Source organism: Sporosarcina sp. YIM B06819, from assembly GCF_033485175.1.
GTDB lineage: Bacteria > Bacillota > Bacilli > Bacillales_A > Planococcaceae > Sporosarcina.
Genome location: NZ_JAWLIQ010000016.1, coordinates 32,871 through 45,326 on the forward strand (window position 1 = coordinate 32,871; position 12,456 = coordinate 45,326).

A 12,456-nucleotide genomic window follows, 5' to 3' on the forward strand; every position below is an offset into this window, starting at 1 on the left:
CCTACTAAGTTAATGTTTAAATTGCTAATAATAACTTTTATTTTCTTTTTGAAGCTCTACCCAACAAAAATGCCCCTGCGGATAGAACAATAATAGAATTCGTTTTCTTAGTGAAAACTTGTTTAACGACAAGATTTAAGTTCTGCGGTCTTTCTGCCAAACGCCGCATGAAATAGCCATACCAGTCCTTGCCGAATGGTACATACACACAGAAATTATAGCCTTCTTTTGCTAATGTAAGTTGTAGGTCCGTTCTGAAACCGTACAACATTTGGAATTCAAATTTGTCATTTGGGATATTATTCGCTTTCACGAATTCCTTAACATGGTTAATGACTATATGATCGTGTGTTGCGATAGATGTGAATTTACCATTTAATAAATGCCATTCAATTAGTTTAATGTAATTCTCATCAATGTCTTTTTTATTTTGATAAGCGTATTCCTCAGGTTCTTTGTATGCACCTTTTACAATACGCAAGCGGTAGTTTTTATATTTTTGTATATCATCTTCCGCTCTGAAGAAATAGGATTGGATAACAGTTCCAATATTACTAAAATCCTTTGAAAGTGTTTCTAAAAGATCAAAAGACGGTTGTAGTCTGTCGTAATCTTCCATGTCAAAGTTAATGAAAATGTTGTAGATACTTGCTTTTTCCACGATTTCTTTTAAGTTAGCTAAGCAAAACTCATATTCAATATCCAATCCAAGCTGGGATGGTTTTAATGAAATATGTGCATCTACTTCATGAGTATGAATCGCTTCTATTACTTCAAGGATTTGCTCCTTCGCTTCAGTAGCCTCTTCTTTTTTATAAACAAATTCACCCAAATTATCGACTGTACAAGAAATACCCTGAGCATTTAATTCTTTAATACTTTTAATTGTCTCTTTGACATTTGTTCCTGCGACAACATGCTGTGCACCTAATTTTAACCCATATTTTTTTGCTGCTGTATTCAATAGTTGATTTTTAGATAAACCAATAAATAAGTCTTTTAACATCGCCAATTTATTTACCCCTTACTCTATTTAATTAACAGGTTACATCCGTCCAGTGTTAAGATTTTTGAGCAGAAAACCGCCATTTAACTTAGTTGGCTCATAGGAAATGATAAATGCTTTTGGCGCTAAAGATAGAACAAGATCTCTTAACTTCTTCTCGTAATGCCGTTTAGCTAATACTTTAATTACAAGCCTTTGACCATCTTTTCCGTCAGCGACCCAAGATGTAACACCATATCCTTGCGCTCGAATTTTCATAGGAATCTCTATTTCTAACGAATCAACGACTACATCAAATACGATATAACCAAGCGCTAAACGAGATTCGATTTTACTACCAAGGAATACACCCATCCCCCAGCCTAAACAATAGGCTGCTATATTAATTGGTTTGTCTAAGTTATCCAAAACGATTGTCAAACCCATTAGATAAATAAATACTTCACCCATGGATAGGATTGATGCTACGACTGTGTAACCTTTAATAACTAGGATTACACGCAATGTGAATAATGAAACATAGACAATATTAATAATAATTATTGTCATTAGCATTGTTAGCATAAAATTCTCCTTAAGTCTTGATGTGACCCGTATTTAAAATACCATTTGTTCAAAATCTCTAGGATACTGTGTAATTGAATAGCTACCCGTTTTCGTTAGAATAATTGTATCCGAATGCCTAAATCCACCCACTCCAGGAATATAAAGACCAGGCTCAATCGTATATACCATCCCCTCTTGAAGGATTAGCTCATTATCAAACCGCAAGTACGGTTCTTCATGTTCGGTTAACCCAAGACCATGACCAACTCGATGATTAACATATTGAGCAAAACCCGCTTTTTCGAACACCTTATAAGTAGCGATGTCAACTTCCTTTGCTGCAATGCCTGGACGAATCATCGCCATGCCTACACACTGTGCTTCAATTGCAAGTTTCAAACAGTATTTTTGCAGTTCCGTTGCTTGTCCAATTAAGAACGTGCGTTCATTTTCGGCACGATAGCCATTAAACCAGACTTGCCTACTGTGCACAACGCCGTCTCCTGTCTCAAACTTCCTTGTACTTGAATACAAATGCGGCATTTCGCTACGCTGCACACCTGAACACGTCCAATCTTCGTATCCAACTAGTTCATTAGGATACTCTTTTGAAGCGATTTCAAGCAATACCTTATCACCGTATGAATCAAATTCAAGTTCGCTAATACCTGGTCTTGCATTTTTCAGTGATTCTGCAATCGCTTTATCAGATAAACGACCAGCTATTTTTAAAAATTCTATCTCATGTACATCTTTAATCATCCGCATTTCAATAATTTTATTACCTATGTCTACAATTGTGAAACCTAACTTAGTAAGATACATAAACACAGTAGAAGGGAGGCTGTCTACCTCAACACCAATCATACTACCCTTTGGAAGATGTTGAAGTTGTTTCGATAAATGGTCCAAATAGGACATTTCCTTGTCCTTAAAGCCGAACTGCTCATAATAGATATGCATTGCGTCCACTCTAGCTTTCTCTTTTGCATGAACTTCTTCAAGGCCAGGAATGATTAACGAAGTCTTGTCATTTTCAATCAACGTAACAATCGGCCGTGAATAGGAAATCGCACGAAAACCTGTTAAATAAAACTGATTATCTGGAACCCAAATTAAGCTTAGTCTAATTTGATTGTCATCCATAAACTTCTTGAATTGCACAAGCCTATTCTGAATGAACACGTTCATTTCTCCCTTCAAAAGAAACAGAATTAATCGCAAGTAATTAGATAATCGTGATTACTAAGTGAGTGTATCATAATAGATCCTTTAATCACAATAGGTTTTATTGAAATTATTTACATGAAAAACTCCTTGTTGCAAGCAGTGTTACATGGAATGAAACCCTGCTTGTACAAGGAGAAGTACCTTTTAAACGAACTCTCTAGGAATAGCAATTTCCCATGTTTTATTGAACACTTCATTGTCACCCTCATAAGCGACTAGATGATTGGTTAGGTAGAACTGATCTTTGTCAGCTGACATGATGCTGGAAGTTTCTAAACGCGTCTGCCATTCACCGCGTCCCACTGTCAACGTCCAATCACATTGCACTTTTGCGGACAATGGATTTCCGGCTTCAATCGTGTAGATATTACGATTTGTACTACCGTATTCAATGCCACTATAAGGAAGCATTCTTGCACCTTCATCAGAGAAATCGTCAAGTGTCCATACATCTGATATTGTGTTATGTCGAATCTCTCTTGTTCGGTTTGCTTCACGAAGAATTTCACGTTCCATTACGGCAGCTGTTTCTGGATGTTGAAACGGTATTAACTCATTATCAATTGCTTTAGGCTCTCTAACTGGCAAGGATAAATGTGTCTTTTCATTTGTAAATATTTTTAAAGTTACTGGTTCAGGTGACGGCCAAGCATGTGGCCAATAAGTCGGCGACACGGCAATTTGCCAACGATGTCCCACAGGTAGATTATGACCTATTGCATTCATTTTTACTGTAATCATGTACTTTTCCCCTGGTACTAAATGTTCGGGATGCTCATGACTATTACGATGTGTTAAATTCAGCATTCCCCATGTAATCCGTGAAGAAGAGCCATCTGGCGCAACATCATTTAATCGCACAGCTAGAAGCGCATTCGGTTGATCAGATGACACTTCTACTGTTAGTTCAGGGAAGCCAAGGATATCTACGGATTCTGTTAGTGGTTCTGATGTAAATACGACAGATAAACCATTTTCAATTCTTTGATCTGCTGGATAGTCACCCGGTTGTCCAAATGGGCAGAACACACCTGAATAAAGACCGTGTTCCTGTACACTAGAAACGATTATTTCTTCTTCAACAACGGGTTGTTCATGGAGTTGTTGATTGCTGAGATAATAACGTTTTTCATCACTAGCCTTAGGTGGCCATTCACTTTCCGCTACCCAATGTCCTGGGCGAATTGCATAATCTGTTCTTGGCGCAACGCTATCGTTTACCCAAGCACGAAGCATCGGCTCATCCATAATGCCAGTTTTAACATCCTTCAACCAGTGATCCCACCAACGCAAACATTCTTGTAAAAAGCCAATTTGCGGACCGGGAACAGCTACCTCTGGATATTCATGTGCCCAAGGACCAATCAATCCTTTTCGAGGTCCACTGAGTCCCTCCAGCATGCGATGTACGGCGTTTGTATAGCCATCTGCCCATCCACCTACTGCAAAAACTGGGATGTTAATATCCTCATAATTTTCACATACAGAACCGTGTTTCCAATATTCGTCTCGGCGTTGGTGTTTGACCCATGCTTCAACGAATGGTGGTGTTTTTTCTAAACGCTCTAACCAACTTTTACGCCATGCATCACCAACAATTTTAGGATCTGCGGGTCGCGCATTATAGGCAAACATTGTAGAACCCCACCAAAGCATGTCCGAAGCTAGAAGTGCTCCACCTTTATAATGAACATCGTCTGCATAACGATCATCTGTTGACATTAGCGTAATAATTGCTTTAAGTGCTGGATGACGCCGGGCAGCAATTTGAAGGCCGTTAAAACCACCCCATGACTTACCAATCATTCCAACTCCACCAGTAAACCATGGTTGTTTTGAAATCCAAGACAATACTTCAAGACCATCATCTTGCTCTTGTTTTAAATATTCATCATACATAATTCCATCAGAATCCCCACAACCACGCATATCCACTCGAATACTTGCATAGCCATGACCTGCAAAATAAGGGTGGCGGATTGAATCCCTTAACGCCGTAAAATCATTTTTACGATAAGGAAGATATTCTAGAATCGCCGGAACTGGATTTTTTTCAGCATCAACAGGCAACCAGATACGTGCAGATAAGCGTGTTCCATCAGATAGTGGAATCCAGACATGTTCAATTTCTTTAATTTCCCTCGGAAATTTTGTTTTAATCGAGCGATTTGATTCACGAACGTTGAAAACCATTGGAAAACCCCATTTCTTCTTACTAAGTTACATTTTCGGAAAATCCTGTTTTAACCATTTGAAAAACGAAACGATTAACAATAGATAAATAACAAATATAGGAACAGAAACAATTACTGCTGACGTTTGTATAACGCGTAATCCACCAATGAGTAATAAGGTAATGGATAGGACTGCCAATATTGTCCCCCATACCATGCGATGCCATCTAGCAGGTTCTTGTCCTTCCTTTAACTCTTTTGTCGCGATAGCCGCCAAGATGTAAGTGGCAGAATCGAGTGATGTTGACAAGAATATTATGGCCAAAATAACAAAGAACGGTAATACGATGTAGCTTAGTGGCAAGGACTTCAATATTTCTACAACCGTTGCAGGACCACCATTTTCACTTAATATATCTTTAACTGGTAGGATATCACTTAACTGCAAGTTCATCGTATACCCACCGAAAACCATAAAGTAAATCCACCCACCAATTGAACCCCATAAAAGCATATGTGTAATTAGTTCGCGAAGTGTACGCCCTTTCGAAATACGTGCAACAAACAATCCCATAAATGGAGCTGTAGCAGCAAACCAGGCCCAATAGAAAACGGTCCATCCTTGTGGGAATCCTCCCTTGTTGATGGGATCCGTATAAAAACTCATATACGCGAAGTTTTGCACCATCAACCCAAAGCTGTTCGAGAAGTATGTCAAGATAAACGAAGTTGGTCCTACAATAAAGACGAAAATTGCAAGGGCTAATGCAAGATAAACGTTTATGTCACTTAGTCGTTTAATACCTTTATGAAGTCCCATATATGCACTTGCAGAATAAATAATTGTAATACTAACGACAATAATAGTGTCTAGCATTAATGATTGCTGTATACCAAAGATACTGCCAACAACAGCGGAAACCATTGGTACACCTAATCCGAGTGATGTTCCTAGACCACCAACCAAACTCCAGATAACTAGCACGTCTATTAGCTTTGCAAGCCACCCATCAGCATATTTACCTAAAGCTCCACTTAAAGCGGTACTTAATTTTAATGATGGACGTTTTCTAACGAAATAGGAGTAAGCGATGACAACAGTTGGGAATGCATAAAGTGACCATGCCGATATCCCCCAATGAAACAAACCATATGTTAAAGCCCATTCCGCAGCTTCTTTACTTTCGGGCTCTATACCAAAAGGAGGTCCCGTAAAATAAAAAATAGGTTCAAGCATAGACCAATACATGATACTTGTTCCCATTCCTGCTGTGAACAACATCGTTCCCCAGCTGAATGTCGAAAATTCTGGGTTCCCATCACCTAACTTAATTTTTCCGTATTTACTAAAAGCAATCCAGATAAGTAAAACAAATAGGCCGATTGTTAAAAACTGAAACGCCCAGTCCATTTTATACGTAATGGAAGTCATAATTTTATCTAAATACGGTTCTGCAGTCGCTTTATTTAACACGAGTAAAACAGTTGCTGCGACAATAACAACAATGGATGTCCAAAAGACAAATGGATCAATCTGCACCTTCTTCAAATTTCTTCACCCCTCAATTGTAATATAACTACCTAAAAACAACACGTATACTTCTCCAGTAATTGACAGCGCTTTCAAATATCCGAAAGTTCCGTGACGTCCGCCGAAGGCTTTATCTAGATTCAGATAAATTTGTCCATCAATAGTCTGCCTTCCTTTTTTTAATTCATGCAAAAGTAAAAACAAGATGCTTGCATTCATGAAGTAAATATTATCACAATAGATAATATAATCGTGATTATTATTCCACGTTGATTATACTAACACATGAGAAATCTTAGAACAATCTAAAAATGCATTTTTTTTTTAGAAATATCGTATAATTGAATTGACTGGTGCATTACAAAGAATTTAAGAGGTGTTAAACTTGAGTAATAAAAAGATTCAAATGAGTCGTATGTGGAAATATTTTATCGAAGCAACAGTGGAAATCATTGATGAAGAAGGCATCGATCAAGTAACCATTCGAAAAGTTGCAGACCGTGCCGGATATAATAGTGCGACTATTTACAACTATTTCGCAGAAGTGTCTCATCTTCTATTTTTCGCATCAATGAAATTAATGAAAAATTACACTGAAGAAGTGACAATGTATATGGGGAAAGGTGACACGCCCTTAGAAAAATACATGCTTGCTTGGGAATGTTTCTGTAAACATTCTTTCCAACAACCAAGCATCTTTCATGCAGTTTTCATCATGGATTTGGGAGATCAACCAGAAAACCTTATAAAAAGATATTATGAAATTTATCCTACTGACTTAATTGCTATTCCTGAAGAGCTAAAACCCATTTTGATTGAAAGAAGTATGTCCAAACGCGGAAAGTCAATTTTGGAGCTTGCTGCCAACGAAGGGCAAATAGATGCAAATAGTGTAGATGATATTAATGAAATAACAATATTAATTTGGCAAGGAATGCTAACGAATATTTTAAACAGACGCTCGGATTATAAATCAGAAGAAGCTATGCATATTACTATGCAGTATATAGAACAAATAGTTGACAATGCAAAATCACGACATATTGTAGTCAAATAGAGAAGGAGATCACAAGTGTGAATAGATATTTTCCTCTTTATTCTATATTATGAACTTGTGCATTAACCCGTTTGATTATTATGATAATATCGCTAAAACAGTTAAAGCCGTACCAATATCTGCTATTTTCACTTTACTATTGTAGGAAAGTAACAAGACGTTTGCCACACTTGTCCTTCGGTAATGCTATCGTGATTAATTTGCCGAAATTGCGCCGGAAAAGGTCCAATAAAATAAAGATTTTCAGATCTTTCTTACCTGTGCTTTATAAAGAAATTTGTTAGTTAACAGATGTCATTTTTTTTTGTTATAATGGCGAAAATGGAGGTGTTGTGGATATGGGACTTACATATTACGGATATCCGAAATGTGGAACGTGTAGAAAAGCAAAGGCTTGGCTTGAAGCAAAAGGGTTTGAGTTACGAGAGATAAACATTGCAGAAGCCCCTCCTGCTGAAGAGGAACTAGGCAAAGTTATTGCTACATCCGGATTGGAACTGAAGAAGTTTTTCAACGTCAGTGGGACAAAGTATAGGGAACTTAATTTGAAAGATAAATTAGTAGGTATGTCAGATGAAGAGAAAATTAGCTTGCTAGCATCAGACGGTATGTTGATTAAAAGACCGCTTGTTTTTGGTGATAGCAAAGTGACGGTTGGTTTCAAGGAAGAAGAATTTGAAAACGTTTGGACAAAGTGATTCCTTCCTTGTTTTTATGCACGAAATATGCCAAAATTGAAGTGAATGAAACTATATATTTGGAGGGGTACGGAATGAGCACACCAAAAGATCTGCGTTATTCTGAAGAGCATGAATGGGTAAAAGAAGAAGGCGGTAACTACCGTATCGGAATTACACATTTTGCACAATCTGAACTTGGCGATATCGTTTTCGTTGAACTTCCATCTGTTGGTGACGAGATCAAAGCGGACGAGCCTTTCGGAAGCGTTGAATCCGTTAAAACAGTATCAGAACTTTACGCACCAATCAGCGGTAAAGTTATTGAAGTGAACGAAGGACTGGAAGATAGCCCTGAATTCGTGAACGAATCTCCATACGAAAATGCATGGATGATCGTTGTTGAACCATCTGATGTGTCTGAAGTAGATGCATTGATGACAGCTGAAGCATACGAAGCAATGACAGTCGGAGAATAAGTTGTCCAATGAAACGTCGGGTTTATTCCGACGTTTTTTTGATATAGAAGAGCGAGTAAAGATATAAATAGCCATGTCTATCCCTATATGCAATTACTGGAAAGTAGTTAGTGACTTGAGAATTACGTTAGGAGAGGACAAATATGGTTTTCCATTATGATGAAGCAGGTATCACGCAAAGATTTATGACTGAATTACTAATGTTGTGCAAGAAAAACGAATCAATTGAAAGTATAATGCTTTTTGGATCTCGGGCAAGAGGAGACTATCGCAACACATCAGATATTGACCTCGCATTATTTACAAACCACCTTTCTCATAGCGAACAAAACTTAATCGAAGCAGATTTGCAAAACTTACCCACACCGCTAAAAATAGATGTTTTGTTTATGAATCGTTTAGCTAAAGAAAAATTGCTTGTCAATATTAGAAATGAAGGAGTTGTTTTATATGAAAAAGGAAAGACTCCACGAGAAGCTTGAAGATTATAAACGGGCGAGTAAACGTTTAGCTGAAGCAACGGAATTAGAAATCATGAATGATATTGTATACGATGGGGTTATTCAACGTTTTGAATTTACATTTGAACTCAGTTGGAAGCTTATGAAAATATTTTTGGAATATACGGGAATCGAGGAAATGAGAAGTCCGCGGGCTACGATTCGGGAAGCCTATACTTATGGGTTAATTCGAGATGGGGATGAGTGGATCGATATGATGGTAGATCGAAATAAAACATTCCATATTTATGACGAAGAGGAAGCTAAACTCATTTATGTTAAGATTAAAAGGGATTATGTGGGACTTCTGCAAAAGTTGATTGTAAATATAGAAAAAGAGCTAGAAAAACTACAGTAAGCAAATGCTTGTGCCGATAATGACGAAGTGGAGTGGACACTTGTGAATGATGACAAAGTAATCATTGTTGAAGGAGGGCAGGATCGAAAACGGCTTGCACGAATCCTTGCCGAGCCCGTGGATATCATTTGTACGAATGGAACGGTCAGCGCTTATCGACTGGAAGAATTGCTGGCCCCTTATGAACAACATGAGCTGTTTGTCCTTGTCGATGCAGATGAATCAGGCGATAAGATCCGAACGTTATTCAAGCAGGAGTTTCCTGACGCCATTCATTTATATACAGAAAAGGTGTATAGAGAAGTGGAAACAACGCCATACAAAGTACTCGCAACAATCTTGCAAGATGCACATTTCAATATACTGCCCGAATTTTTAACTTGATTCAGCAGATTTAAAACCCTCTACTGAATCAAGTTAGCCTCCGGCGGATTGTAAAGGATGGTTTATAAGCAATGGAAACATGGACACGTGAACAATGGGAAGTAGCCTTGAAAGAGTCGACCGCTGCCTTGTATTATTTATATACACCAATGTGTGGGACATGTGCTGTCGCTTCTAAAATGATGGAAGTTGTGTCAGTAATGAAGCCAGACATGCCGATAGGGAAGGCAGATTTGAATTACGTACAAGACTTGGCAATGGATTATGAAATCGAAAGTGTGCCTTGTTTGCTAATCCAAAAAGATGGCATTGTGCAACATAAGATTTATGCATTTCAGTCTGTTCCCTATCTTCTCGAAAAGATTGGTTGACAGTCCAAATCAACATGTGATAGTATATGTCTTAACATTCTAATTGAATAGAACACTCTTATTAAGAGAGGTGGAGGGATAGTGCCCTATGAAGCCCGGCAACCGTCACGCAAGTGAAATGGTGCCAAATCACACAAAGTATTTACTTTGGAAGATGAGAGATTGGACGAACGTTTATTTATTGATAACGTCAAGCCTTTCTGCCCGTCTGCAGGAAGGCTTTTTTATATTATCAACACGTAGTGTGGAAAAAAATATTCAGAGGTGAGAGAAATGATTCATTTATCAAATATAAATAAACAATACGGTGATGGGTCAGACAGGATTACAGCTGTCAAAGATGTATCGCTTGAAATTGCTGATGGCGAAATTTTCGGAGTCATTGGTTATAGTGGGGCAGGAAAAAGTACGTTAATCCGCTTGTTGAATGGTCTTGAAATGCCTACATCTGGCAGTGTGCAGATTGGGAAGTTAGAAATTTCTGCTATTAAGGGGAAACAACTTAGGGAAGCGCGGCAAAAAGTGAGTATGATTTTCCAACACTTCAACTTATTATGGTCTAGAACTGTTAAGGAAAATATCGCTTTTCCACTGGAAATCGCAGGAGTACAAAAAGCAGACCGTGAAAAGAAAGTGGCAGAGCTGATTGAACTTGTAGGGTTGGCTGGTCGTGAAAATGCCTATCCATCCGAATTATCAGGCGGTCAAAAGCAACGTGTGGGAATCGCCCGCGCGTTGGCAAATGACCCAGAAGTTCTGTTATGTGATGAAGCAACTTCAGCCCTTGATCCAGAAACCACAGATTCAATTCTCGATCTTTTAACTGGTATTAACGAGCGTCTAGGCTTGACGATTGTGTTGATCACACATGAGATGCACGTCATTCGTAAAATTTGCCATCGAGTTGCGGTCATGGAAGCTGGCGAGGTTGTCGAGTTGGGAGATGTCCTAGAAGTATTCCAATCACCGCAAGCGCCGATCACGAAACGATTTGTTACTCAAATAACGGAACCGGTGGAAGTGAAGCAGGCGTTGGCACATATTAAAGAAGAATTGCCTACTGGGACGCTTATCAAGCTTGTTTTTGTAGGGGAACAGACAGAACAGCCCGTTTTAGCAGGCTTGATTCGTAAATTTGATGTAGATGTGAATATCGTTCAGGGGAATATTTCACATACGCATAGCGGGGCATACGGTTCATTAATCCTTCAACTTGTGGGGGACGAGGCTACCATTGAAGAAGCGATTCGTTATCTTCATGAAAAAGATGTGCAGACAGAGGTGATTAGTAATGATTGAAACCCTATTTCCGAATGTTGACTGGCCGAAAATGTGGGAAGCGACAGTTGAAACGATTTATATGACAGCATTATCTACATTTTTTACGTTAGTAATTGGATTGGTGCTAGGTGTCCTTCTATTCCTTTCAAGTCCAGGACAGCTGTGGGCTAATAAATTCGCCAATGTTGTTACAGGGGCATTCGTCAATATTTTTAGATCGATTCCCTTTATTATATTAATCATTTTGTTGATTCCATTTACGAAGTTCCTACTTGGGACGATACGCGGACCTGATGCAGCGATGCCTGCACTTATTATTGGAGCAGCTCCTTTCTATGGAAGAATGGTATTAATTGCATTACAGGAAATTGACAAAGGTGTTATTGAAGCTGCCAAGTCGATGGGAGCAAAAACACGGACAATCATTTTTAAGGTTTTATTACCTGAGTCAATGCCCGCACTTATTTCGGGTATTACCGTCACATCTATTGCACTCGTTGGCTATACGGCAATGGCCGGAATCATCGGTGCTGGTGGTCTTGGAACATTAGCGTTTTTGGACGGATTCCAGCGTAATCGTGGGGACGTTACACTTGCTGCAACAATTATCATCTTAATTATCGTTTTCATCATTCAATTCATTGGAGATTTTGCTGCAAGAAAAATGGACAAGCGGTAACTTACTTTTGGGAACAACAGGCATTGCCTGTTTTAAATTAATCCGGATGGATACACACCCATCCGAATTAATTTATAGCCTCCGGCGGATGCCATAGATTTTGAAAGGAGTTAATTGAGCAAGCTCAATTCAAAATCTAGGCACAAATACGCCAAGGCGCATTTGATTATAAAACAACATAGA

14 protein-coding genes and 1 riboswitch are annotated in these 12,456 nt (G+C 38.5%); of the genes, 9 read left to right on the top strand and 5 right to left on the bottom strand.

The features are described 5' to 3' along the window. Nucleotides 1-37 precede the first annotated feature (37 nt). The 5 genes from R2B72_RS12090 to R2B72_RS12110 all read right to left on the bottom strand — a co-directional run bounded on the left by R2B72_RS12090 (nucleotide 38) and on the right by R2B72_RS12110 (nucleotide 6,496). The gene (locus R2B72_RS12090) at nucleotides 38-1,006 is read right to left on the bottom strand and encodes a proline dehydrogenase family protein (RefSeq protein WP_318616923.1); all 969 of its coding nucleotides are present in this window, start codon (nucleotides 1,004-1,006) and stop codon (nucleotides 38-40) included. 39 nt (nucleotides 1,007-1,045) lie between these two features. Continuing rightward, nucleotides 1,046-1,570 (bottom strand): DUF2179 domain-containing protein, encoded by a 525-nt coding sequence (locus tag R2B72_RS12095; protein WP_318616833.1) that lies wholly within the window; start codon nucleotides 1,568-1,570, stop codon nucleotides 1,046-1,048. 33 nt (nucleotides 1,571-1,603) lie between these two features. Next, the gene (locus tag R2B72_RS12100; RefSeq protein WP_318616834.1) at nucleotides 1,604-2,737 is read right to left on the bottom strand and encodes a Xaa-Pro peptidase family protein; all 1,134 of its coding nucleotides are present in this window, start codon (nucleotides 2,735-2,737) and stop codon (nucleotides 1,604-1,606) included. 189 nt (nucleotides 2,738-2,926) lie between these two features. Next, nucleotides 2,927-4,975, bottom strand: coding sequence for a CocE/NonD family hydrolase (locus R2B72_RS12105; protein WP_318616836.1), 2,049 nt, complete (start codon nucleotides 4,973-4,975; stop codon nucleotides 2,927-2,929). Between the two features lie 27 nt (nucleotides 4,976-5,002). After that, nucleotides 5,003-6,496 carry a BCCT family transporter gene (locus R2B72_RS12110; protein ID WP_318616924.1) on the bottom strand — a complete coding sequence of 498 codons (1,494 nt, stop codon included), beginning with the start codon at nucleotides 6,494-6,496 and terminating at the stop codon, nucleotides 5,003-5,005. 367 nt (nucleotides 6,497-6,863) lie between these two features. On the opposite strand from R2B72_RS12110, the gene R2B72_RS12115 reads away from it, so the two are divergent. The 9 genes from R2B72_RS12115 to R2B72_RS12155 all read left to right on the top strand — a co-directional run bounded on the left by R2B72_RS12115 (nucleotide 6,864) and on the right by R2B72_RS12155 (nucleotide 12,273). Further along, nucleotides 6,864-7,544, top strand: a complete 681-nt coding sequence (locus tag R2B72_RS12115) for a TetR family transcriptional regulator (protein ID WP_412177836.1) — start codon at nucleotides 6,864-6,866, stop codon at nucleotides 7,542-7,544. A 338-nt stretch (nucleotides 7,545-7,882) separates the two neighbouring features. After that, nucleotides 7,883-8,242 (top strand): arsenate reductase family protein, encoded by a 360-nt coding sequence (locus tag R2B72_RS12120; RefSeq protein ID WP_318616839.1) that lies wholly within the window; start codon nucleotides 7,883-7,885, stop codon nucleotides 8,240-8,242. Nucleotides 8,243-8,316: 74 nt separating this feature from the next. Then, nucleotides 8,317-8,700: a glycine cleavage system protein GcvH gene (gene gcvH / locus R2B72_RS12125; protein WP_318616840.1), complete on the top strand. Its 384-nt coding sequence runs from the start codon at nucleotides 8,317-8,319 to the stop codon at nucleotides 8,698-8,700. A 143-nt stretch (nucleotides 8,701-8,843) separates the two neighbouring features. After that, the gene (locus R2B72_RS12130; RefSeq protein ID WP_318616841.1) at nucleotides 8,844-9,182 is read left to right on the top strand and encodes a nucleotidyltransferase domain-containing protein; all 339 of its coding nucleotides are present in this window, start codon (nucleotides 8,844-8,846) and stop codon (nucleotides 9,180-9,182) included. After that, nucleotides 9,151-9,558, top strand: a complete 408-nt coding sequence (locus tag R2B72_RS12135) for a nucleotidyltransferase substrate binding protein (protein WP_318616842.1) — start codon at nucleotides 9,151-9,153, stop codon at nucleotides 9,556-9,558. Before R2B72_RS12130 ends, R2B72_RS12135 begins: the two co-directional genes overlap by 32 nt. Before the next feature lie 42 nt (nucleotides 9,559-9,600). Then, nucleotides 9,601-9,942 (top strand): toprim domain-containing protein, encoded by a 342-nt coding sequence (locus R2B72_RS12140; protein WP_318616843.1) that lies wholly within the window; start codon nucleotides 9,601-9,603, stop codon nucleotides 9,940-9,942. A 71-nt stretch (nucleotides 9,943-10,013) separates the two neighbouring features. Next, a complete protein-coding gene (locus R2B72_RS12145) occupies nucleotides 10,014-10,313 on the top strand; it encodes a thioredoxin family protein (protein ID WP_318616844.1) in 300 nt (99 codons plus the stop codon). A gap of 55 nt (nucleotides 10,314-10,368) precedes the next feature. Beyond that, a riboswitch (SAM riboswitch) is annotated at nucleotides 10,369-10,474 on the top strand. A 112-nt stretch (nucleotides 10,475-10,586) separates the two neighbouring features. Further along, nucleotides 10,587-11,612 (top strand): methionine ABC transporter ATP-binding protein, encoded by a 1,026-nt coding sequence (locus tag R2B72_RS12150; protein WP_318616845.1) that lies wholly within the window; start codon nucleotides 10,587-10,589, stop codon nucleotides 11,610-11,612. Next, nucleotides 11,605-12,273 (top strand): methionine ABC transporter permease, encoded by a 669-nt coding sequence (locus R2B72_RS12155; RefSeq protein ID WP_318616846.1) that lies wholly within the window; start codon nucleotides 11,605-11,607, stop codon nucleotides 12,271-12,273. Before R2B72_RS12150 ends, R2B72_RS12155 begins: the two co-directional genes overlap by 8 nt. Nucleotides 12,274-12,456: the final 183 nt, after the last annotated feature.